Below are 25,462 nucleotides of genomic sequence, written 5' to 3' on the forward strand. Positions count from 1 at the left end.
ACAGAAATGGCAACAACATCAGATATTAGAAATGGATTGTGTATTAAATACAATAACGATATATACAAAATAGTAGAATTTTTACATGTTAAACCAGGTAAAGGTCCTGCATTTGTAAGAACAAAATTAAAAAGTGTTACCAATGGTAAGGTAGTAGATAATACGTTTCCTGCAGGAAGAAAAATAGATGATGTAAGAGTAGAAACACACAAGTTTCAGTTTTTATATCATGATGGAGAGTTTTATCATTTTATGAACGAAGCAGATTATTCTCAGATTCGTTTATTAGAAGCTGCTCTAGATAATCCTGGATTAATGAAAGAAGGAGAAATTGTTACTATTATTATCAATTCTGAAGATAATATGCCACTTTCTGTAGATTTACCAGCAAGTGTTATTTTAGAAGTTACACATGCAGAACCTGGTGTTAAAGGAAATACAGCAACAAATGCTACAAAACCTGCAACCGTAGAAACAGGAGCTATAGTAAATGTACCATTGTTTATTAATGAAGGTGATAAAATTAAAATAGAAACCACTAAAGGTACTTACCAAGAACGTATTAAAGAATAGATTGTTAGCAATACGTTTTAGGCAATATGCTTAAAGCTTATTGCATAAAGCATATAGCAAGTAATGAAATTCAAAAAACCACAAACGCTACAAGAAATTGCATCATTAATTAATGTAAATTATATAGGTGATGCAAATTTTGAAATTTCAGGGATCAATGAAATTCATGTTGTAACCAAAGGAGATATCGTTTTTGTAGATCATCCAAAGTATTATGAAAAAGCATTAAATTCTGCAGCAACTACTATTTTAATTAATAAAGAAGTAGCGTGTCCAGAAGGAAAAGCCTTGTTAATTTCAGACGATCCATTTCGTGATTTTAATAAAATAACAAAGCATTTTAATCCTTTTATAGCTTCTAAAGTTAGTATTTCGGATTCTGCGGTTATTGGAGAAAATACAATAATTCAACCAAATGTTTTTGTTGGTAACCATGTAACTATTGGTCAAAATTGTGTAATTCATCCTAATGTTACTATTTATGATCATTCTGTAATTGGTAATAATGTTACCATTCATGCAAATACCGTTTTAGGCGCAGATGCATTTTATTATAAAAACAGACCCGAAGGATTTGATAAATTAATTTCTGGTGGAAGAGTTGTTTTAGAAGACGACGTGGATTTAGGTGCATCTTGTACAATAGATAAAGGTGTTACCGGAGATACAACCATTGGAAAAGGTACCAAAATTGATAATCAGGTTCATGTTGGGCATGATACCAAAATTGGAAAAAAATGTTTAATAGCATCACAAACTGGTATTGCTGGTTGTGTAATTATTGAAGATGAAGTAACCATTTGGGGACAAGTAGGTACAAATAGCGGAATTACAATAGGCAAAGGAGCTGTAATTCTAGGGCAAACAGGAGTTACAAAGTCTGTTGCAGGAGGAAAAAGTTATTTTGGAACACCAGTTTCAGAATCAAGAGAAAAGTTAAAAGAAATGGCAGAAATAAAACGATTTTTAAAAGAGAGAAAGAATTCTTAAAATCCTTTTTTAAAAACAATCAATAAACTATTTTTGCGTAACAAAATTAAATATCAAACCAATGAGTGTTTTAGTAAATAAGAATTCAAAAATTATTGTTCAAGGTTTTACAGGTAGTGAAGGTACTTTTCACGCTGGTCAAATGATTGATTATGGAACGAATGTTGTTGGAGGTGTAACTCCAGGAAAAGGAGGTCAAGTACATTTAGGAAAACCTGTTTTTAACACAGTAAAAGAATCTGTAGATAAAGTAGGTGCAGATACATCAATTATTTTTGTACCACCAGCTTTTGCTGCGGATGCAATTATGGAATCTGCAGATGCAGGAATTAAAGTAATTATTTGTATTACAGAAGGAATTCCTACAGCAGATATGGTAAAGGTAAAAGCTTACATAGATAATAAAGATTGTAGATTAGTTGGTCCTAACTGTCCAGGAGTAATTACTCCAGATGAAGCTAAAGTTGGTATTATGCCAGGTTTTATTTTCAAAAAAGGTAGAGTAGGTATTGTATCTAAATCTGGTACGTTAACTTATGAAGCAGCAGACCAAGTTGTAAAACAAGGTTACGGAATTACAACAGCAATTGGTATTGGTGGAGATCCAATTATTGGAACGACTACTAAAGAAGCCGTTGAGTTGTTAATGAATGACCCAGAAACAGAAGCAATTGTTATGATTGGTGAAATTGGTGGTAATTTAGAAGCAGAAGCTGCACAATGGATTAAAGCGGATGGAAACAGAAAACCAGTTGTTGGTTTTATCGCAGGTCAAACTGCACCAGCAGGAAGAACAATGGGGCATGCAGGTGCTATTGTTGGTGGCGCTGATGATACAGCACAAGCAAAAATGAAAATTTTAGCAGAAAACGGAATTCACGTTGTGAGTTCTCCAGCTAAAATTGGTGAAATGATTGCAAAAGTATTAAAGTAAATCAATTTTCATTAACAAACTGTTAAAGTTTTGTGATAAAATAGTATAAACTCCGATGAATTCGTAAATTCATCGGAGTTTTTTATTTCAACCAAAATTATTATTATGAAAAAGATTAAATTGTTATGTATTAGCTTTTTGTTAGTTGCAGCCGCGAGCTGTAAAACAGAAACAAAAACGAGTTACGAGGTAACTTCAAAAAAAGATGCCAACGGATTATCTTATGAAACCGTAAAAAATGATCCTACCGGCTTACGATTGTACACTTTAGAAAATGGATTAAAAGTCTATTTAAGTCAGAATTCTGATGAACCTAAGATTCAAACTTACATTGCAGTAAGAGCAGGTTCTAATTACGATCCTAAAGAATCTACAGGTTTAGCGCATTACTTAGAGCACATGGTGTTTAAAGGAACACACAAAATAGGAACTGCAGATTGGGAAAAAGAAAAAGTATTTTTAGATACAATTTCTAATTTGTACGAGCAACATAGAGCAGAAAAAGACGCTGACAAAAAATTAGCGCTCTATAAAGAAATTGATAGAGTTTCTTTAGAAGCCTCTAACTATTCAATTGCCAACGAGTATGATAAAATGACTGCCTCTTTAGGGGCTACAGGTACCAATGCGTACACTTGGTTTGAGCAAACGGTGTACACAAATAAAATACCAGCCAACGAATTAGATAAATGGGTAGATTTAGAAGCTGAGCGTTTTGGTACTTTAGTATTGCGTTTATTTCATACAGAATTAGAAGCTGTTTTTGAAGAGTTTAACCGTGGACAAGACAATGATTTTAGAAAACGTTATGCTGCTATGTTAGATGGCTTGTTTCCTAATCATCCTTACGGCCAACAAACAACAATTGGTAAAGCAGAGCATTTAAAAAATCCATCTATGGTAGATATTCATAACTACTTTAATAAATATTATGTGCCCAATAATATGGCTGTAATTTTAGTTGGAGATTTTGAATTTGAACCAACCATTAAAAAAATAAATGCCACTTTTGGTAAATTTGATAGAAAAGAATTAACGCACCCAACTTTAGCAAAAGAAACTAAAATTACAGCACCAATTGTAAATGAAGTTTTCGGGCCAACATCAGAATCTATTTCTATAGCATTTAGATCTGAAGGAATTAATACCGAAGAAGAAAAAATGGTAACGCTGTGCGATATGATTATGTCTAATGGAAATGCAGGTATTATCGATTTAAATTTAAATCAGAAACAATTGGTGCAAAGAGCAGGTTGTTCTCCTACTTTTTTAAATGATTATGGATATCATTCTTTTACAGGTTCTCCTAAAACAGGACAAACCTTAGATGAAGTAAAAGAATTATTATTAGCTCAAATAGAAAAATTAAAAAATGGTGAGTTTGAAGACTGGATGATTGAAGCAGTTGTTAATGACTTAAAATTAAGTCAGACAAAAGAGTATGAAAACAATTCGGCTTTAGCAGATACTTATGTAAATGCTTTTATTTATCAACAAGATTGGTCTAAAAGAGTTCAATTTTTAGATGATTTAAAGAAAATATCAAAAGAGCAATTAACTGTATTTGCTAAGAAATTTTATCAAGATAATTACGTAGTAACCTATAAAAGAAAAGGAGAAGATAAAAATATTGTAAAAGTTGCAAACCCAGGTATTACGCCAGTTCATTTAAATAGAGATAAAAGTTCTGCATATTTAACAGCTTTTAATAAAGTTGAGTCGAAACCTTTACAACCTAAATATGTAGATTATAAAACAGCAATTAAAGAAACAAAAACAGCAAACGGAATTAAAGTTTCTTATGTTTTAAATGATAAAAATGATTTGTTTGATATGAATATCATTTTTGATATGGGTAGTGATAATGATAAGAAATTAACCCTAGCTGCAGGTTATTTAGAATATATTGGTACAGATAAATATACTAATGAAGCGCTTAAAAAAGAGTTTTACAAATTAGGTATTTCTTATTACGTTAGTACTGCAAATGATAAAACGTATGTTGGCTTAAATGGCTTAAAAGAAAACTTACCTAAAGGGTTAGAGTTATTAGAACATCTTTGGGATAACGCCAAAGCGGATAAAGATGCTTATAATAAATATGTAGAAAAAATTTACAAAGGGCGTCAGGATGGAAAAACTCAAAAAGGAAATATTCTTTGGAATGGCTTGATGAATTATGGTAAATACGGAGAAAACTCTCCGCTAAGAGATATCATGCAAATTGACGAATTAAAAGCAATCGATCCAGAAGAATTAGTGGCACTTGTAAAAGATATGAAAAACTACAAGCAGCGTATTTTTTATTATGGTAAAGATGTAGAAGCAGCTGTTGCCGCATTAAATACAAATCATAAAATATATGGAGAATTAAAAGAATATCCGGTAGCTAAAGAATATAAAGAAACTGAAACAGGTGGAAATGTATTTTTTACAGATTATGATATGGTACAAACCGAATTGATGTTTTTAGCAAAAGGCGCTCCTTTTAAGCCAGAAAACATGGCAGCATCAACGTTGTTTAATACATATTTTGGTAGTGGATTATCATCAATTGTATTTCAAGAGATAAGAGAATCTAAATCTTTGGCATATTCTGCTTTTGCAGCTTATAGTAACGCATCTAAAAAAGGAGACGCTAATTATGTGATGGCTTATGTGGGTACACAAGCTAATAAATTAGAGCAAGCTGTAGATGCTATGATGGAATTGATGAATGATATGCCAGAAGCAGAAAAACAATTTAACGCAGCTAAAGAAGCAACCTTAAAAAAATTAGCAGCTCAAAGAATTACAAAATCTAATATTTTTTGGTCTTATGAAAGATTACAAAAATTAGGTATTGATAATGACAATAGAGAAGCAATGTACAATGCTATAAAAGAGATGACTATAGATGATTTAAAAACCTTTTTTAATAAAAACATTAAAGGAGAATCGTATAATGTTATGGTTATTGGTAATAAAAAAGATTTAAATGTTGAGTCTTTACAAAAACTAGGAAAAATAAAAGAATTAGATATCGATTATCTATTTAACTACGTAGATAAAAAGGACGTAAAACAATAGTTGTTACGTCGGAAAAAATAAATATCTAAATTTATTATAAATAAAAACTCGTAGACCCAATTTGGGTTTACGAGTTTTTTTATTTTTAGTATCTTTGCGGCCTTAAAAACAACTAAATAATATGAAATTATTAGAAAATAAATCAGCAATTATTACTGGTGCTACAAGAGGAATTGGTCGTGGAATCGCTATTGAATTTGCCAAACAAGGTGCAAATGTGGCTTTTACCTACAGTTCTTCTGTGGATGCTGCAAATGCTTTAGAAGAAGAACTAAAAGCTTTTGGCGTTTCAGCAAAAGGATATCAATCTAACGCGGCAGATTTTGATGCTGCTCAAGAATTAGCAAAAGAAGTTTTAAAAGAATTTGGAGCTATTGATATTTTAGTAAACAATGCAGGTATCACAAAAGATAATTTGTTAATGCGTATTTCTGAAGACGATTTTGATAAAGTAATTGAAGTAAATTTAAAGTCAGTTTTTAATTTAACCAAAGCCGTTATTCGCCCGATGATGAAACAACGTAAAGGTTCTATTATAAATATGAGTTCTGTTGTAGGTATTAAAGGAAATGCTGGTCAAACTAATTATGCAGCTTCAAAAGCAGGTATTGTTGGGTTTTCTAAATCAGTTGCTTTAGAGTTAGGTTCTAGAAATATTAGAAGTAACGTTGTTGCTCCTGGTTTTATAGAGACTGAAATGACAGAAAAGTTAGATGAAGCAACTGTGCAAAGTTGGAGAGACGGAATTCCTTTAAAAAGAGGAGGGCAGCCAATAGATATTGCCAATGCTTGCGTGTTTTTAGCTTCTGATATGAGTTCTTATATAACTGGGCAAACATTGTCTGTAGATGGTGGAATGAATTAATAAAACACTTCTTATAAAATAAAAAGCTTTAATAGTACTACTATTAAAGCTTTTTTTGTGTCTTAAATATTGATTAAATAATTTTTCTGAAACATTTTATCATAAATGTCTTTACTAAACATGTATAATTGCGCTGGTTTTTTTGATACTCCAACTTGTTTCTCATCTAAAGGAACAATATATTTTTTATTAATTAATTTTCTTCTAAAGTTTCTATTATCAATTTCTATAGCCAAAATAGATTGGTATAAGTCTTGCACTTCATTAATGGTAAACTTATCTGGTAATAATTCAAAAATAATAGGTTCTTGCAAACATTTTATTTTTAAATCTTCATAAGCTTCTTCTATAATTTGTTGATGATCGAAACCTAATTCAGGTAAATCATTAATAGAAAACCATTTTGCTTGGTATTTATTATCGGTAAGGGAAACTTCTTCCGTTTTTAATAAAAAATAGTAAGCAATGGTAATTGTTCTTAAGTTAAATTTTTCATTTTCAATCCAAAGTAAATCTTTTTTGCCCATTAACCTGTTAGGGTTTCCAAATGCTTTAAACTGTTTTTTATAAAGGTTTGTTAATCCTGTTAATTCTTTTAATACTCTAGATGCAGCATCATCTAAAGCTTCATTTTCAAACACATGATACCCTGTTAAAACGTAATCATCTACCAATACTTTGTCTTTAGATGCAGATTCTAAATAACGTTTTATCAACAATACATTTAATGATTTGGTTTCTGTATCGTAACCAAAAACAACACAATCTACCGATAAATTTGGGATTTTATTAATTTCCATAATATAAGTTAGGATGTAAATTTACATTAATATTTTATAAACCGCTAATAAACGTCAAATATACATTATTAGTAAAACTATTTTAACTTTTATCACAATAAAGAATAAATATTAATTTATTTATGTTCTTTTTATAATTGTGTAAATTCACTACCTATAACGATGTAGTGTTAAATTAGAGTACTATAAAGATAATTTAGAATATTTTTTTTACTCTTTTTTTAAGTTTGTATTATTTTTTTATATACATTTGCTTATCAAACGTCATTTTGACGCTTTTGAAAAAGTTGGTTTTCAATTAACTATATAAATTAAAAAGAATGAAACTAGCATTTCAGTATTTAAAACAAAAAAACATATTTACTTCAAAATTAAATATGAAATCATTATTTGTTTTTGCACTTTTTCTATTGGCTCTTCAAACGATGAATGCTCAGGAAAATAATTCAAAAGACGATTACCAAGCATTTATAATTGGTGGACATTTAAAAAACATGCACTTATGGCACGGGAGTGTTGTTCATCCGGGAGCAATGATTGCTACGAGTATAGAATACAATTCTAAAAACAAGAAATTTACTTTTGGTTTTTGGGGTGGTGCAAGTTTTTCTACAATAGATGTAGAAAACAATGCAACAGGTAAAAATGAAAGTGCTTATTATAAAGAAGTCTCAATTTATACTAAATATCGCTTCTCTGATGTTTTTTTTATTGAAGCTGTATCTCATAATAATTACACAGGAGTGGAAGAAAGGGGAGATAAATTACAATTTTGGAGTTATGATAAAACACAAGGCTATAATTTTGTAGATGTTAGTTTTGGTTATAATGTTACACCAAACACATTATTGTATTTGGCAACCATTGTAAATGGTGGTTCTGGAGATTATGAAATTCAGACAGATGGTTCTTTAAAGAACTCTTGGACACATTATTTTGAAGTTCAAAGTAAAGTATGGCAAAAAAAAGAGGCTAGTTTATCACTTTTTGTAGGTGGAGCTTGGTCTTTTATTACAGATAAAACTTTTTATACCAATAATGCAGGAAATATTATAAATGTAGGAGCTACGTTAAGTAAAAATGTAAATATAGGTACCTACAAGTTGCCAATTGGTGTAACTACTATGTGGAATCCGGAACAAGAAAAAATGGTACTTCAACTAGATATAGCGCTATTTTAAGATCAGTATAATTACTAAATATTTACAGTTTATCATGCCACGCATTGTAACTAAAATTAAAAAGAACTAACTTTAAAAAAACATTACATGGAAACATCCAATCAATACCAGCAGTTCGAAAACTTAGAAATAGAACAATTACCAATTGCTAAAAACAAACTTCATAATTGGACGCATTTTGCTGGTTTATATGCTGCAGAACATGTTGCTGCCACAGAATTTGTAATTGGTGCTACTTTTGTTGCTTTAGGAGCAACTACTAAAGATATTATTTTAGGTTTATTGATTGGTAATATATTAGCCGTTTTAAGTTGGACTTTAATTGCATCGCCAATTGCTGTAGATACTAGGTTAAGTTTGTATACCTATCTTAATAAAATAGCAGGAGATTCTATGACAAAGCTCTATAATTGGGCAAACGTTGTTATTTTTACAGTTATTTCTGCGGCAATGATAACCGTTTCATCTACTGCAGTTAGGTTTGCTTTTAATATACCAGCACAATTAGATTGGTATCCAACAAACCTTTGGTTTGTTTTAATCGTTTTACTTGTTGGTATTGTAGTGGTTTCTATTGCTATATATGGTTTTACAGCAGTATCTAAATTCTCTGCAATTTGTGCACCTTGGTTATTTGTGATGTTTATTAGTGGTGCATTTATACTTTTACCTGCGCTTTCTTTAGATGTTTTAGGAGAAACATTACCAAGTGGATGGACGGAACTTATAAATTTAGGAGATCAATCAATTTGGACCGGACTTAATAGCGATGGGGAACCAGGTATTGGATTGCTAGAAGTAATTGGTTTTGCTTGGGCAGCAAATTCAATTACCCATTTTGGACTTATTGATATGGCATTATTTCGTTTTGCGAAAAAGAAGTCTTACGGTTTAGCAACTAGTACAGGAATGATGTTTGGTCATTTTGTTGCTTGGATTTCTGCAGGAATAATGGGGGCAGGTGCTGCCGTTATTATCGGTAAATCTATTGTGGAATTAGATCCGGGTGATGTAGCTTATTATGCATTAGGTTGGTCTGGTTTTGTAATTGTAATTGTAGCAGGTTGGACCACCGCTGTAGCTAATCTTTACAGAGCAGGTTTGGCTGCTCAAGCAATTTTTACTAAAAGTTCAAGAAAAAAGACTACTATAATTGTTGGTTTAGTAACCATGGTAGTAGCTTGTTTTCCGTTTGTGTTTTCTCAAATGCTTCCACTATTAACGTATGCTGGTTTGTTAGTGGTGCCAGTTGGTAGTATTGTTTTTGCAGAACATCAAATATTTCCTAAAATAGGATATACACGTTATTGGTCTCAATACCGTAAATTAACATTTAGTACTCCGGCTATTGCTTCTTGGGCATTAGGATTGTTATTTGGGTTTGGTTTAAATATGTTAAATGTAATGTCTTTTTATTATTTATTTATACCAACTTGGATTTTTACAATACTTATTTACACGTTTTTAGCAGGACGTTATGGTGCAAAAGATAAATATCCACAAGAAGAAGAAAAAGAGAGAATAAGAAATATCAACATAGAAAAATTTCAAGAAAAGAAGGCTGAAAAAGAAGTTGTTATCATAGTCGATAATTCACTATTTACAAAGGTGCTAAAAGTTATTTCATTACTTGTATTAGCAATTACGCTTGTGTTGGCTTGTATTGTGTTATTTGGCAGTGAAACAGAAAAAATATATATAGAAAATAGAGAACTATTTTACAACTACGCATTTGTATGTACTGTAATTTATTTTGCAACATCAATTTGGGCACTTAGAAGAGGCAATTCTTTAAATAAATAAAAAATCATGGAAAATATAATTAAATTGAATCAAAAGAATTTAGTAGAAATTAGTACTAAAATAACTTCACCTACTTATAATAGAAGCGAAATTAAAACAGGTATTGTACATGTGGGTATTGGTGGTTTTCATAGATCTCATGAAGCTTTTTATACGGACTTATTATTAGAAAATGAAGCGCAGAAAGATTGGGGTATCTGTGGTGTTGCATTGCTAGATTTTGATACTAAAATTTACAACACACTAAAAAAACAAGACGGTTTATATACGTTGATTATAAAAGAATTAGATGGTTCGTTAACAAAGCAAATTATCGGTTCTATGGTAGAAGTTTTATATGCACCTGAAAGCCCAATAAAAGTCATTGAAAAAATGGCAAGTCCGGATGTTAAAATTATTAGTTTAACAATTACAGAAGGTGGCTATAATTACAATGAAGCAACAGGAGAATTCAATTTTGAAAACCCTTTAATTCAGCACGATTTAGAAACGCCAAGTGCACCTAAAACTATTTTTGGATATTTAACACAAGCCTTAAAATTACGAAAAGAAAAAGGTTTAAAAGGTGTTACCATTCAATCTTGTGATAATATTCAAGGAAATGGGCATATGGCAGAAAAAATGTTGTTGAGTTATGTAAAAGTTGCTGAACCAACATTAGTGTCTTGGATTAATGAAAACGTTTCGTTTCCGAATGCAATGGTCGATAGAATTACACCAGCAACATCAGCATTAGATATCGAAAAATTAAAAGAAACTTCAGGTATTGATGATGGTTGGCCAGTAGTTTGTGAACCTTTTAAACAATGGGTTATAGAAGATAATTTTGCTGCAGGAAGACCTGCTTGGGAAACTGTTGGAGCTCAGTTTGTAAAAGATGTAGTACCCTATGAAAAAATGAAATTAAGTTTACTGAATGCCGGTCATTCTGTATTAGGAATTTTAGGCGCATTATATGGATATTCAACTATTGATGAAGCAGCAAATGATGCTGATATCAGTTCTTTTTTAAGAATATATATGGGGAATGAAGTAACACCAACTTTAGGAGATTTAGAAGGTGTAAACTTAAAAAATTATAAGTTTTCATTAATCCAAAGATTTGGAAACACTTACATAAAAGATCAAATTGAAAGAATTTGTTCTGAGAGTTCTGCTAAAATTCCAATTTTTATTTTACCAACGGTTTATGCGCAATTAGAGAATAATAGAACAATAAACCATGCCGCTTTTATCATTGCTGCTTTTGCAATATATAGTGTTGGAGTAAATGAGAATGGTTCGCAATTAATGATAAAAGACGCTATGGAAGCAATTTTAACTGAAAAAGCAATTTTATCAAGAAATAACCCTGCCGCTTTTTTAGAAATAGAATCTATTTTTGGGCAGCTTAAAAACTCTAAGATATTTTTAGAAGCTTATACCGATGCATATCAAAATATTGTTAAAAATGGAATAGAAAAATCGGTAAAAGATATAAATAGTACAGTTTTAAATAAAATTTAGATGGCAAATATTACATGTTTTGGCGAAGTGCTTTTGGACGTGTTTCCAACGCACAAAAAAATAGGAGGAGCTCCTTTAAACGTTGCAGTAAGATTACAATCTTTAGATAATAATGTATATATAATAACTAGGGTTGGAGCAGATGATAATGGTCAAAAAATTAAGGATTTTATTAAGGAAAATAACGTTAACAAAGTAGCCTTACAAGTAGATGAAAATCTAAAAACAGGAAAAGTTAAAGTAATACTAGATGATAAAGGTTGTGCTTCTTATGACATTATGTTTCCTAGGGCTTGGGATCAAATTGAATTGACAGAAAGTGCAAAGAAAATAGTTAAGGTTTCAGATGCTTTTGTTTTTGGTAGTTTGGTGGCTAGAGATGAAGTCTCTAGAAATACACTGTATGAACTTTTAAAAATAGCAAACTATAAAATTTTTGATGTTAATCTTAGAGCACCTTATTATAATATAGATGGTTTAAGTTATTTAATGAAGGAAGCTAATTTTATTAAATTTAATGATGATGAAATTTTTGAAATTTCAAAAGGATTAAATTTTTCATCAAATTCATTAGAAAAAAATATTCAATTTATAGCAGAAGCTACAGACACTAAATCTATTTGTGTTACAAAAGGTAGTGCAGGTGCAATACTTTATTATGATGACAAATTTTATTATAATAGTGGTTATTCAATAGAAGTTAAAGATACAGTAGGTGCTGGAGATTCTTTTTTAGCTTCTTTAATAAATAAATTATTAAAAGAGGTTGATCCTCAAGAAGCGTTAGATTTTGCTTGTGCTGTTGGTGCCATTGTTGCAAGTAGTGAAGGCGCAAATCCTGAAATTAAAGAAAGTGATATTTTAAACTTTATTGCACAAAAGACTGTTTAAAAGCAACGTTGTACATAATTAGTATTAGCAGAGGCTGTCTAAAAAGAATATCTTTTTTAGACAGCCTCTTTTTTGTTTAAGAATATAATATTAAAAATACCCCCAATAGAATACCGAATAAAGGAACCAATTTTTTACGTTTATTTTGTTCTTTAAATAGCAATCCACCAACTACAACTGCAATTAAAATCTGACTCCTTTTGATGGCCGATAATAACATAATTAATGCATCAGGATCTTGTAAAGCTTTAAAATAAAAGTAGTCTGCTGTTTGTAATAAAATTCCCACTGCGGGTATAGACCATCTAAATTTAAAGGCTTTTCTTTTATCAGCATAAGGAAACCAAGTTATAGATAAAATTATTAATAAAATTAGAATGGTGTAGAAGCAAAACCAAAATTGTAATGTTTGTGGGTTTAAGCTTAAGTTCTGAATTAAAAATTTATCATACAATCCACTAGAAGCTCCTAAAAAGGTTGCACCGATAATGGCAAAAATCCATTTATTTCTTTTAAAGTTAATGCCTTCCTTTTTTCCAATTTTAGAATATAATAGAACAGAAAAGATAATAAGAAAGAAACCAACCCATTGCAGTGGATTTGGTTTTTCTTGATAAATAAAAATGGCACCTATAAACGTAAAAAAAGGGCCTGCAGATCTAATTGGGGTTACAATAGTAATTGGTAAATGTTTTAATGCTTGATATGCTAAAACCCAAGAAGCTGCCATTATCATCGATTTTATAAAAATAAACCCATGAATAGTCCAAGGAATATTTTTTATATAAAATCCTATCTTTTGCATATAATTTGGATTCCAAATAGATCCCAAATAGAAGGGAAGTATCAATAAAAAACCAGCAGAAATAGTTCCCAACAATACAGGGAAAACCTCATTACCTTGTACGGCATGTTTTTTACATAAATTGTGTAATCCTAAAAATAAAGCAGCTAAAAGTCCTAAGTACATCCACATAATGCGCGCGAAGATAGTAGAATCAAAAAAATATGAAACAGTTAATAATTAGTATTTTATTTAAAATTAAAAACAGCAATTAAAATTTTGGTTAACTTATTGTGAGATAGTATTTTACTTTTTATTTAATGATTATTATTAAAAAGTTATTTTTTTAATAACAAACTTTTTCAATCTTTTAGGAGAATAAACGCTATCTTTTGTAAGAATTTTAAGAAAGTACCTAAATGCAGGTTTTTTAATTAAAAAAAGCTCTTTTATTGTTGTTTTTTATAGATTTCACCATTGTTTTCGTCTTTTTAACAAATAAATGCATATCAATTATATCCTTATTATTGATTTATTAAAGATTTGGTATCAATTTATTGTTATTAATGTAAAAAAATAAATGAAATAAAATTACTATTACAATAATCGCAACATATTTTAAAAATCATTGACATTTTCATAAAACTAATTTATATTTACTAAAAAATTATAAGATTTGAAAAAAACTACAACACTACCGCTATTTTCAACTTACGAATTAGATTCTAGATTTTATGATGAGCTCTTTAATAAGAATAATGAAATAAGAGAAGTTTATAAAACTTTGTATAATTTATTTGGATCTTATTCTGTTTCAGAATTTGATCGTTTAAATAAAAAAGCAAAAGATTCTTTTTTTAATCTCGGAATTACGTTTCAGGTTTATGGTGAGAAGGAGGTAAAAGAGAAAATTTTTCCTTTCGATTTATTTCCAAGAATTATTAATAATAAAGAATGGACTACCATAGAGAAAGGTGTTTTACAAAGAAGCAAAGCATTAAATCTTTTTCTTTGGGATATTTATCATGATCAGAAAATTATAAAACAAGGTATTGTACCTAAAGATTTAATTGATTCTTCTGTAAATTTTTTACCTCAAATGAAAGGGTTAGATCCTCCTGGAGGAATTTACAACCATATATCTGGTACCGATTTAATAAAGCATGCTGATGGTAATTATTATGTTTTAGAAGATAATATAAGATGTCCTTCTGGAGTAAGTTATGTTATAGGAAATAGAACAGCTGTAAAACATGCGTTGTTTGGTGTTTTTAATCAATATAAAGCACATACAGTGGTAGATTATGGATCTAAGTTATTAGAAACAATGGAGTCTGTAAAACCTAATGGAGTAGATGCGCCTGTTTGCGTTATTATTACGCCTGGTGTTTATAACTCTGCTTATTATGAGCATTCCTTTTTGGCAAAACAAATGGGGGTTGTTTTAGTAGAAGGTAGAGACTTATTTGTAGAAAATGGTTTTGTATACATGAGAACTATTTATGGACCAGAAAAAGTAGATGTTATTTATAGAAGAATAGATGATTTGTATTTAGATCCTTTGGTTTTTAAAAAGGATTCTATGTTGGGGGTTCCTGGTTTGTTTTCTGTCTATTTAAAAGGAAATGTAACTTTAGTAAACGCTCCTGGTACAGGTGTTGCAGATGATAAAGCTGTTTACACCTATATGCCACAAATTATTAAATATTATTTAGATGAAGAACCAATCTTAAACAATGTACACACCTATCATTGTAGTAGAAAAGACGAATTAAAGTATGTGCTAGAAAATATAGATAAGTTGGTTGTGAAACCTGTTGATGAGTCTGGTGGATATGGAATTTCTATTGGTAGTAAATTAACAAAAGAAGAAATAGAAACGGTTAAAAAAACAATATTAGCAGCCCCTAGAAAATATATAGCACAACCTATTATGTCTTTATCTACACACCCAACGTATATAGATGATAATGAATCTTTTGAGTCTAGGCACGTAGATTTAAGAACTTTTACCTTATTGGGAAAAGACATCGATTTTGTATTAAAAGGAGGCTTGTCTAGAGTTGCGCTTAAGAAAGGAAATTTAATAGTAAATTCATCTCAAGGTGGTGGTTCTAAAGACACTTGGGTTTTAAAAAAATAAAGAAATATGTTAGCAAGAGTAGCCAATAACCTTTTTTGGATGGGGAGATATATTGAACGTTCAGAGCACCTAGCAAGGTTTTTAAACGTTAATTACTTTTCTTCTTTAGATGCACCAGATGAATTATCACAATCTAGGCAATTTGTATTGCGTTCTGTAATGTATATGTCTGCAGATGAAATTATAGATGCTGATATTATATTAGACGAAGAAGCGGTTTTGTTTAATGTTGGGTTAAATTTAGAAAAGCCTTATTCCATAGTAAATACGTTTATAAATGCACACGAAAATGCCCGTAGTTCTAGAGATTTAATCTCAACAGAATTATTTGAATGTATCAATACTGTAAATCATAGAATAAAAACATATCCAATAGATCAGTTTGTAAAAAGTGGGTTGTATGATTTTACATCTATTATCACGCAATCTGCATCAGATGCAAGAAGTAAAATTAAAAGTACACTTTTACATGATGAAGTTTATGCTATTATTATGTTGGGTGTTTATTTAGAAAGAGCTATTCAAGTATCAAGAATTATAAATTCTAAGCTAAGTGATGTTGCTGCTTCTAAAGAACTTTACGGAGAATTAGCGGGTAATTACCAATGGTCTACACTTTTAAAATGTGTTTCTACACACGATATGATGCGCCGTTTCTATAAAAAAACGCCGACTAGAAAAACATCCTTAGAGTTTATTATTTTAAATAAAAAGTGTCCTAGGTCTATAAAAAACTGTTTGTTTCAAATCTATAAATATATTTGTATTATTTCTAGGAATAAGGTAATTTCTGATGATTCTGCGGCCTTTTTAATTGGTAAAATAAAAGCAGAGTTTGAGTATAAATTATTTGCAGATATTGATGATAATTTAGAAGAGTTTATTGCGGATTTAATAAAGAAATTAATTTTAATAGCATCAAAATTAGAAGAGAACTACTTTAATATTACAGACCCTAGTTTTGTAAAAGAACAAGAAAATAAGGGAGAAGAAGAAACAAAAACTCAAACACAAGAACAGAAATAATAATTTTGGCTCTTTTTGTTTCTTTTAATAGGTTTTAAAAAGAAACAAAAAGAGCTTTTTTAGAATTTAAAATTGAGATTGTTGCTGACTTTGATGGTTTTTAGCTGGTCTTAAATCTACAGAAACATCCATAGTACTTTTACCTGTACTATAAATTACACCTTTTAATGGAGGTACATCATAATAATCTCTACCATGTGCAACTACAATGTGTTGATTTTTTGGTATTTGATTGTTAGTTGGGTCAAAATCTACCCAACCCAAAGTAGGTATAAATACAGAAAACCAAGCATGAGAAGCATCTGTACCAATCAATTTTTCTTTACCCTCTGGAGCTACTGTTTCTATATAACCACTAACATATCTTGCAGGTAAGCCCATAGACCTAACACAAGCAATGGCAATTTGCGCAAAATCTTGGCAAACACCTTTTTTCTCTTTCATTACTTCTTTTAATGGTGTAGCTATGTTTGTAAAACCAGCAACAAAATCAAAATCAGTAAAAATACGTTGCATTAATTCATAAGAAGCCTCGTATAAAGATCTTTCTGGTTTAAAAGAAACCAATGCATATTCTTTAATTACAGTACTCATATCAGAAATTAAAGGAGAGACTAATACAAATTGTCTTGCTTCAATAATGTCTGGTTGTATTCCTTTTAATAATTCTAAAGATTCTGCTACAGTCACTTTTTTTCCTTCCACAAAATTTTCTCCTTCTATTTGAAGGTTGTAATCTCTAGCAACTTTACTACGTGCGATAACAATTAGTTCTTCATGATTTTGCTGTATCGAAAAGCGTGTAACCGTATTACCAAAAAAGTCTAGTCTTTCAGAAATGTCTGTAGGAGTTGGGCTTATTTCTAATTTGTATTCTAAAACAGTTTGTCCTTTAAAAGTTTTAGGCTTTAAGGTGGTTATATTATGACAAAACGAAGCGCCGTTTTCATAACTATATTTTGTTTTATGCCAAAGATCAAAAATCATATTAATTAGAAATTTTTCTATCTACCAACTGTTTCTGTTGTTGAGAGTGGTTAAAGTAAGTGTCTGAAACGGACAACGAAGTAGTATTTAATAAATCGCTTAAATCAGATAATAATTCATCTAAATTTTTACGCATATTAGAAGTTTCATCAATTTCTAAAATTTCTTTTAGCGATAAGCTTTGTATTTTAGTAATTACGGTATCAATATTTTTCTGACAAGCGGTCATTTCTAAAGATGCATTTGCTTTTGGTAATCTATCAATATCTTTTTTAATTCGATGTACTTGATACATTAAAGATCTAGAATACTCTTTATCTAAAAGTAATAATTTTAGTACATTTTCTATACTTAAATAAGATTTGTAACTGTATCTGTAAATATTTAAACTCTCATGACTATTTAAAAGTGATTCTAAAATTTCGTATTCTAATTCTTCATTATAATTTACAATGATTAAAGATCTAAATTTTTCGATGGTCATAGAAGCTTGCTCTATCTGCAAACCGATAAAGTAGAGTAGGAGTCCTTGTCTTACTAAAATACTTTCTTCTGATAAAGCCATAAAAGCAATAAGTCTGGTAATAATTTTATCAAAGAATTTAGATAAAGTACTAGCAGAGTAACTTTCTTCTTCTTTTAATTTGACCAATTGTTTCTGAATTCCATCAAAAACTCTCCACATATCTTTAGACCACAAGTTTCTTAAAGAATAATAAGAGTTGTTAAAGCTTTGCATAGACTGTGCAAAACCACCAATTCTTTGGTTATCTAAAGTAAGTGCTTTAATTTCTTTTAGCGGATTTTTTAAAGCTTCTTCTGCTTTTTCTCCAGTAAAACCAGGAAAAGTAGATGTTATATTGGTAATAGATTGAAATAATATTTTTAAACTTTCTGATTCTGATTTTCGATCATTGTTGTATTGTACATGTGTCATTTGGTTTAAAACCATTCTTAAATACCTTGCAGTAAACAACGTTCTACCTAAATACCTACCAGACCAATACAAGTTTTCTGCTGTATTACTTGGCACATCATTAATGCTTTCTGTGTGGTTAGAGGTTGTTTTGTTCCAAGAATAGTTTTGCAGATAATTTTGTTTTTTATCAGAAACAATCCAAAAATCTTTACTAGTTCCTCCACGTTGGTTAGAAACAAATAGTTCTTCTCGTTCTGCAGCAACTCTAACCAAACCACCTGGCATTATGCTATAACCATTTTGTTTAGCAATAGAAAAAGTTCTACATAAAATTTTACGTGGTTCTAATTTTTCTCCCACAAAGTTAGGAGCTGTAGAAAAGGATATTTTTTCTTGAGCAACAAATCTATTCGGATTTTCTAAAATCTCTGCTTTTAAATCTTTTAGTTCTTCCTTACTTAAAAATTCACAGAAATAAATATGTTCTCTATGCGATCTGTCTATTCTTTTTACCACATAAGAAGGCAGGTCTTCTAGTACATGTTTTCGTTCTTTTTCTTGTCCGCACCACCACGAAGCAATTTGTGGTAAAATCAATTTTTCTTTTAAGAAGAATTCACAGATGTTTTCCATAAATGGGATGAGGGCAGGGTTTTCTAAAATACCACTTCCAATAGGGTTTACGATGGCAACATTTTGTAAACGTACTACTTCTAATAAACCAGCAACTCCTAAATAAGAATCTTCCTTTAATTCTAAAGGATCCATAAAATTATCATCTACACGTCTTAAAATAACATCAACTTGTTTTAATCCTTTTAAAGATTTTAACCAAACTTTACCGTGTCTTACCACTAAATCATTTCCTTTTACCAGAGGATGCCCTAAAAATGAAGATAAAAAGGAATGTTCAAAATAAGTTTCATTATGTGGCCCTGGTGTTAAAATAACCACCATTGGATTTTCTTTATTCGACGGAGCAACATTCAACAATAATTTGTTAAAATCATTAAAGAAAGTAGAGGGTTGTTTTACATTGATATTGTTAAATATCTCAGGAATAATTTTACTTGTAGAAAATCTGTTTTCTAAAGCATATCCCATACCAGAAGGCGCTTGTGTTCTATCATTTACAACCCACATTCTGCCATCTGGACCTCTCGCTAAATCTACTGCATGTACCAGTAATTGTTTTGCTGTTTTATATTCAATTTGATCACAAGAACGTAAAAAACCACGATGGGCGTAAATTACTTCTGGCGGAATAATTCCGTTTTTAAGCAATTCACGTTTTCCGTATAAATCTTTTAAAATTAGGTTTAAAAGCTCAGATCTTTGTTGAATTCCTTTTTCAACTTCTGTCCATTCTTTTTGATGAATTATAAACGGTACTACATTTAAATTCCAAGGTCTATTTAATCCTTTAGGATCATTATATACATTGTAAGTAACACCGTTTTCTGCTAAAAGCCAATCTATATCAGCTTGTTTAGAAGCTAATTCTTTGGGACCAATTTTTTGTAAATTGTCTAATAAAATTTTCCAATCCGATTTTTCGTCCATCTTAGAGATTAATAATTCGTCATATTTCGTTTTATTTAAAAAATAATCATATAAAATTGTCTTCTCAACTTTTTTGTCTTCTATCATCATAATTCACACTACCTATAAAAACTTCCTTACTTTTTTCTTAAATCTAAGGTATAAGGAAATTCAAAATTAACTGGCAATTCTTTAAACTTAAATCGTTTAGAGCTGCTATTTGGTTCTACACTTCTACTTGTGCTTTCAGTATTTGGGTTGATACTTTCTACAGGGGCAATTTCACCTTGTGTATGTCCAAATTCCCAGAAGCGATTAATTCTTCTTGATTCTGCTTCATAACTATTTACTGGATATTCATCATAAGATCTACCACCTGGATGTGCCACAAAATAAGTACAACCACCAATAGAACGCTTATTCCAAGTATCTACAATATCAAAAACAAGCGGTGTATCTACAGGAATTGTTGGGTGCAAAGCAGAAAACGGATCCCAAGCTTTATAACGCACACCAGCAACATATTCTCCATGAACACCTGTACTATTTAATTGTACTTTAACTCCGTTACAACTTAATACAAAACGGTCTTCGTTAAAATTAGAAACTTTAACTTGTAATCTTTCTAGTGATGAATCTACATATCTTGCAGTTCCTCCACCTGTCATTTCTTCTCCTAAAACATTCCAAGGTTCTATACCGGCTCTTAATTCTAAATGAATATTATTAATATCTACCATTCCATGAAGTGGGAATCTAAACTCAAAAAACGGATCGAACCAATCTTCTTTAAAGTCATAACCCGCTTTATTTAATTGGTCTACAATGTCTTTAATATCTTCTCTTACATAATGCTCTATTAAGAATTTATCATGCAATTCTGTTCCCCAGCGTACTAAATTATGTTCATAAGGTTTTTTCCAGAACCAAGCTACTAAAGTTCTAACCAATAGCATTTGTACCAAACTCATTTTTGGATGCGGAGGCATATCAAAACCACGCAACTCTAAGATACCTAATCTTCCGGAAGAAGAATCTGGTGAGTATAATTTATCAATACAAAATTCTGCTCTATGTGTATTACCCGTTAAATCGGTTAATAAATGTCTAAACAATCTATCGGTTAACCAAAAAGGAACTTCTTCGTCTTTCGGTATTTGGTTAAACGCAATTTCTAATTCGTATAAGTTGTCTAAACGCGCTTCATCTACTCTTGGTGCCTGACTTGTTGGTCCTACAAAAGAACCAGAGAATAAATATGTTAATCCCGGGTGATGTTGCCAAAAAGTTAACAAACTACGTAACAAACTTGGTTTACGTAATAAAGGACTGTCTGCAGGACTTGTACCTCCTAAAGTAACGTGATTTCCACCACCAGTTCCTGTATGTTTACCATCTAGCATAAACTTTTCTGTACCTAATCTTGCTTTTTTAGCCTCGTTGTAAAACGTAAATGTGTTTTTACATAAGTCTTCCCAATTAGTAACAGGATGCACGTTTACTTCTATAACAGCAGGATCTGGCGTTATTTTTAGAGATTCTAATCTGTTATCCTTTGGCGGTTCATAACCTTCCATAATAACAGGTACATTTAATTCTCTTGCTGTAATTTCTATAGCAGCAATTAAATCTAAAAACATTTCTGCGGTTTCTAGGGGCGGTAAAAATAGATACAATTTACCTTCTCTAATTTCTGCACAAAGTGCAGTACGTACAAAATAGTTTGGTTGGTTGGTTTCTAATCCGAAGTCTAAAAACTCTTGGTATCTTTTTTTAACAATGTTTTTAAAACTCGGTAAGCGTTTCTTTTTAGAAAATAAATCGGGTTCATAAATAGGAAAAACCTCATGTTCTGGTTTTTCCATTAATGAATCTAAAGGCAATCTTAATCCCATAGGAGAATTCCCTGGAGTTAAAAAGATATGTTGTCTTCTAAAAGTCCAAGCACTGGTAAACCATTTATCTTCTGTTTTATTTAAAGGAAGTAAATATCCAACCGGTGTAGAGGCTCCTTTTTCGTAAATTTCTTGTAATTTTTTACGTGCTAAAGAACCGTCTTTGTCCTTTGCAGGATCTATGTCTACAGGTAAATTTCCTTGTTCCCATAAATGATAAAAAGGATCTTCGTAACCTGGTAAAATATGTTCTGTAGAAACACGTAAATATTTGGTAAGTGTTTCTAAAAATAATTTATCAGAATTTTCTGGAACAATAGGATTACTTGCATAACTAGATAAATATTTTTTGTTATACCAAATTGGTCTTCCATCTTTACGCCAACAAATTTCTATTTGCCATCTTGGTAAAGGTTCTCCAGGATACCATTTTCCTTGTGCGTGATGTAAAACGGCTCCATTCCCAAATTTGTCGTACAATCCTTTTGTTAAATCACCTGCTAATTTTCTTTTGTTTGGACCGTCTGCAGTGGTGTTCCACTCATCAGATTCTAAATCATCAATAGAAATAAAGGTAGGTTCGCCACCCATTGTTAACCTTACGTCCCCTTTTTCTAATTGCTTTTCTACTTTATGACCAAGTTTGTCTACAGCTTTCCATTGTTCTTCTGTATATGGCTTTGTAACTCTTGGAGATTCTAAAATTCGGGTTACTTTATTTTCAAAAAAGAATTCAGTTTCACACTTATCAGTCATTCCAGAAACTGGCGCGGCACTTTCAAAAGAAGGAGTACAGGCTAACGGAATATGGCCTTCACTAGCCAAAAGACCAGAAGTAGCGTCAAAACCAATCCAACCAGCACCTGGCAAATAAACTTCTGCCCAAGCGTGTAAGTCTGTAAAATCTTCTTCAGGACCAGAAGGACCATCTAACGACTTTTCATCAGATTTTAATTGTACTAAATATCCAGAAACAAAACGTGCTCCAAAACCTAAGTGTCGTAAAGTTTGTACAAATAACCATGCATAATCTCTACAAGACCCATTTTTCTGATTCAAAGTTTCTTCACAACTCTGAACACCCGGATCCATTCTAATATTATAATTTAAAAATTCATAAATTTTCTGATTGATATCAATTAGAAAATAAATGGTTTTTCTTGGTGTATAATCTATTGTTTTTATAAATTCTTCTAATAATTTGCCTTTATCTGTAATTTCTAAATAAGGCTGTAATTCTTTTTTTACAGTTTCTGTATATTCAAAAGGGTACTCTTCTGCATATTCTTCAATAAAGAAATCAAAAGGGTTTATGGTTTTTAAATCTGCTATAATTTCAACATCAATAGACATTTCATCCGTTTTCTCTGGAAAAACCAAACGCGCAACATAATTACCAAAAGGGTCTTGTTGCCAGTTAAAGAATTGTTCTTCTGGCGTAATCTTAATTGAGTAAGATTCTATGGGAGTTCTAGAGTGTGGAGCAGGTCTTAGTCTAAAAATATGAGGAGATAAGGATACTTTTCTATCATACTTATAAGTAGTCTTGTGTGATATTACGATTTTTAATGCCATATATACAGATATTATGAGTGCAAATTAGCGAGTTAATTTTAGATAACTTTTTTTAAATAAAGCGAAAAAAAACGCGGACAAATTTAAGTATTTATTATTCCAAATCGGCTTAACTTTTTTAATAAAATTGAGTCTTAAAGGGCTTCTTTATAAATAATAAATCTATTTTTAGTATCGTTTTATTTGTGTTTTATTTTTTATAAATTTAATAATAAAACAGCGTAAAACCCTCATTAATTATGATATATTTTGAGGTTTAATTATCAAAATAATAATATTTTCACTAATTAAATAATAAAATGGTAATTTAACTATTTAGAGCTCTTTTATCAAAAACAACTAATTTAAGAATATGTAAAGGTAAAAGTTGCTTTTTTGTTTAAAATAGTTTGTTGGTATTTAGGCAGGTAAGTCTTCTAAATTTTTATTTTAAATTGGTTTTTCTTTAAAGTTTAAAGTTAGCAAAATTGGTTTTAAAAGAGGGTTACACAAGTATTTATAATGAATTGCTACTTATTTAACTTAAATTAGCCGTATTAATTATTTAGATAGCTTTTTTAATTTATTCGAATTTTAAAGAATTCAAGTTTTCTCCATCTTTTAATAAACAATGTCCGTATTATAATTTTAAATTATAACATAGCTTGTAAGTAATATTACTTACTTGTTTTTATGAGTTTAAAGATATACTGATTCATCATTTTAAATTAAAAAACACACACTATCAAAAACCCAAAATTTTCAAGAGACATTCATCCGGATTTTTCTAAAACCCTAAGAAAAAGAGTTAATACTTATTTTAAAACACATAAAAAAAGTAGAAAAGCCAATACTAACATGGTGCTAAAAACTTTTTTTATGATGAGTTTATTTTTTATTCCATTGTTAACACTCGCATCGGGATCTATAAATTCGGTTTGGTTACTTTTTTTATTATATATTTTAAGTGGATTAGGAATGGCAGGTATTGGTATGTGTGTAATGCACGATGCTATACATGGTTCTTATTCTAAAAACAAAACGATCAATACCCTTTTAGGATATAGTTTAAATATGATAGGAGCCAATGCTACCGTTTGGAAAATTCAACACAATATATTACACCACACTTATACAAACATAGAGCACGCAGATGACGATTTAAATGCGCCTTTCTTTTTAAGATTTTGTCCCCATGCAAAACATTATTGGGTACATCAATTTCAGCATATTTATATCTGGTTTTTTTATAGTTTATCTACCGTATCTTGGATTACTACAAAAGATTTTGTGCGTTTAAAACACTTTAGAGGAAAAGGGTTTTTAAGCAAAAAGAACGAATATAACAAAGCATTCGCAAGTATGACTGGTTGGAAATTGTTGTATTATTTGTATGCATTAGTATTGCCTATGATAATGTTGCCTTTTTCTTGGGGACTTATTTTAGTGGCTTTTTTAAGTATGCATTTTATTACAGGGCTATTGATAAGTGTTGTTTTTCAAATTGCTCATATTATGCCAACGAACGAGTTTCCTTTACCGGATTCAGAAGGAGAGATGAATAATAATTGGTATGCTCATCAATTTGCAACCACTACTAATTTCTCTCCAAAAAGCAAAATATTATTTTGGTTGATTGGCGGTTTAAATTATCAAATAGAACATCATATATTACCAGATGTTTGCCATGTACATTATAAAGATTTAACCAAAATTGTATCAGAAACCGCTTTAGAATTTGGGATGCCTTATCATGTTAAAAAATCTTTTTTCCATGCCGTTAAAGACCATACAAAAATGTTACGTTCTTTAGGTAAAAAAGAAATGGCATAATTTACTTTTTCTTTTAAGAATACTAATTTTAGAATACATTTCGTTGGTATTTTTTTTAATAAATTCTGATTTTAACAATTAAAAAACATTAAATAGTTTTTTAATTGAAGCCCGTTATACCTAAAAACACACTTCATTTTAGGTATAATATAACAGGCCTTTCTTTT

General features: G+C 30.4%; 17 protein-coding genes. 12 read left to right on the forward strand and 5 right to left on the reverse strand.

Annotated elements, in window-relative coordinates:
• Positions 1 to 6: 6 nt before the first annotated feature.
• From efp to fabG, 5 genes are all read left to right on the forward strand, one after another.
• The gene (gene efp / locus WG951_RS01800; RefSeq protein WP_105048508.1) at positions 7 to 573 is read left to right on the forward strand and encodes an elongation factor P; all 567 of its coding nucleotides are present in this window, start codon (positions 7 to 9) and stop codon (positions 571 to 573) included.
• Between the two features lie 63 nt (positions 574 to 636).
• Complete coding sequence (locus WG951_RS01805) at positions 637 to 1,563, forward strand: UDP-3-O-(3-hydroxymyristoyl)glucosamine N-acyltransferase (RefSeq protein ID WP_105048509.1); 927 nt, start codon at positions 637 to 639, stop codon at positions 1,561 to 1,563.
• A gap of 61 nt (positions 1,564 to 1,624) precedes the next feature.
• Positions 1,625 to 2,497, forward strand: coding sequence for a succinate--CoA ligase subunit alpha (gene sucD / locus WG951_RS01810; protein WP_105048510.1), 873 nt, complete (start codon positions 1,625 to 1,627; stop codon positions 2,495 to 2,497).
• Between the two features lie 105 nt (positions 2,498 to 2,602).
• Positions 2,603 to 5,566, forward strand: a complete 2,964-nt coding sequence (locus WG951_RS01815; RefSeq protein WP_105048511.1) for a M16 family metallopeptidase — start codon at positions 2,603 to 2,605, stop codon at positions 5,564 to 5,566.
• 121 nt (positions 5,567 to 5,687) lie between these two features.
• Complete coding sequence (fabG, locus tag WG951_RS01820; protein ID WP_105048512.1) at positions 5,688 to 6,431, forward strand: 3-oxoacyl-[acyl-carrier-protein] reductase; 744 nt, start codon at positions 5,688 to 5,690, stop codon at positions 6,429 to 6,431.
• 62 nt (positions 6,432 to 6,493) lie between these two features.
• Here fabG and WG951_RS01825 read toward each other — a convergent pair whose 3' ends face one another.
• Positions 6,494 to 7,231, reverse strand: a complete 738-nt coding sequence (locus WG951_RS01825; RefSeq protein WP_105048513.1) for an NUDIX hydrolase — start codon at positions 7,229 to 7,231, stop codon at positions 6,494 to 6,496.
• Positions 7,232 to 7,608: 377 nt separating this feature from the next.
• Between WG951_RS01825 and WG951_RS01830 the strand changes: the two genes are divergently transcribed.
• From WG951_RS01830 to WG951_RS01845, 4 genes are all read left to right on the forward strand, one after another.
• Positions 7,609 to 8,412 (forward strand): hypothetical protein, encoded by an 804-nt coding sequence (locus WG951_RS01830; RefSeq protein ID WP_245893484.1) that lies wholly within the window; start codon positions 7,609 to 7,611, stop codon positions 8,410 to 8,412.
• An 87-nt stretch (positions 8,413 to 8,499) separates the two neighbouring features.
• Positions 8,500 to 10,215, forward strand: a complete 1,716-nt coding sequence (locus tag WG951_RS01835) for a purine-cytosine permease family protein (protein ID WP_105048515.1) — start codon at positions 8,500 to 8,502, stop codon at positions 10,213 to 10,215.
• A gap of 6 nt (positions 10,216 to 10,221) precedes the next feature.
• Positions 10,222 to 11,721, forward strand: a complete 1,500-nt coding sequence (locus tag WG951_RS01840; RefSeq protein ID WP_105048516.1) for a mannitol dehydrogenase family protein — start codon at positions 10,222 to 10,224, stop codon at positions 11,719 to 11,721.
• Positions 11,722 to 12,612 carry a carbohydrate kinase family protein gene (locus WG951_RS01845; protein ID WP_105048517.1) on the forward strand — a complete coding sequence of 297 codons (891 nt, stop codon included), beginning with the start codon at positions 11,722 to 11,724 and terminating at the stop codon, positions 12,610 to 12,612. It begins immediately after the preceding gene.
• 76 nt (positions 12,613 to 12,688) lie between these two features.
• Here WG951_RS01845 and WG951_RS01850 read toward each other — a convergent pair whose 3' ends face one another.
• On the reverse strand, positions 12,689 to 13,588 hold the full coding sequence (locus WG951_RS01850; protein ID WP_105048518.1) for an EamA family transporter: 900 nt from the start codon (positions 13,586 to 13,588) through the stop codon (positions 12,689 to 12,691).
• Positions 13,589 to 14,072: 484 nt separating this feature from the next.
• Here WG951_RS01850 and WG951_RS01855 point away from each other — a divergent pair, with 484 nt between their 5' ends.
• Together WG951_RS01855 and WG951_RS01860 are read left to right on the forward strand one after the other, a co-directional pair.
• Positions 14,073 to 15,539: a circularly permuted type 2 ATP-grasp protein gene (locus WG951_RS01855; RefSeq protein WP_105048519.1), complete on the forward strand. Its 1,467-nt coding sequence runs from the start codon at positions 14,073 to 14,075 to the stop codon at positions 15,537 to 15,539.
• A gap of 6 nt (positions 15,540 to 15,545) precedes the next feature.
• Positions 15,546 to 16,565, forward strand: coding sequence for an alpha-E domain-containing protein (locus WG951_RS01860; protein ID WP_105048520.1), 1,020 nt, complete (start codon positions 15,546 to 15,548; stop codon positions 16,563 to 16,565).
• Between the two features lie 66 nt (positions 16,566 to 16,631).
• Here the strand turns inward: WG951_RS01860 and WG951_RS01865 are convergent, their stop codons facing one another.
• Genes WG951_RS01865 through WG951_RS01875 form a run of 3 tightly spaced genes read right to left on the reverse strand, consistent with a single transcriptional unit; the run spans position 16,632 to position 23,483 of the window.
• A complete protein-coding gene (locus WG951_RS01865; RefSeq protein WP_105048521.1) occupies positions 16,632 to 17,552 on the reverse strand; it encodes a transglutaminase family protein in 921 nt (306 codons plus the stop codon).
• Position 17,553: 1 nt separating this feature from the next.
• Complete coding sequence (locus WG951_RS01870) at positions 17,554 to 20,124, reverse strand: circularly permuted type 2 ATP-grasp protein (RefSeq protein WP_245893485.1); 2,571 nt, start codon at positions 20,122 to 20,124, stop codon at positions 17,554 to 17,556.
• A gap of 26 nt (positions 20,125 to 20,150) precedes the next feature.
• On the reverse strand, positions 20,151 to 23,483 hold the full coding sequence (locus WG951_RS01875) for a DUF2126 domain-containing protein (RefSeq protein ID WP_105048523.1): 3,333 nt from the start codon (positions 23,481 to 23,483) through the stop codon (positions 20,151 to 20,153).
• Between the two features lie 858 nt (positions 23,484 to 24,341).
• Between WG951_RS01875 and WG951_RS01880 the strand changes: the two genes are divergently transcribed.
• Positions 24,342 to 25,295 carry a fatty acid desaturase family protein gene (locus WG951_RS01880; protein ID WP_105049360.1) on the forward strand — a complete coding sequence of 318 codons (954 nt, stop codon included), beginning with the start codon at positions 24,342 to 24,344 and terminating at the stop codon, positions 25,293 to 25,295.
• The last annotated feature ends 167 nt before the right edge of the window (positions 25,296 to 25,462 follow it).

Origin of the sequence: Polaribacter butkevichii, assembly GCF_038024105.1 — a bacterium.
Taxonomy (GTDB): domain Bacteria; phylum Bacteroidota; class Bacteroidia; order Flavobacteriales; family Flavobacteriaceae; genus Polaribacter; species Polaribacter butkevichii.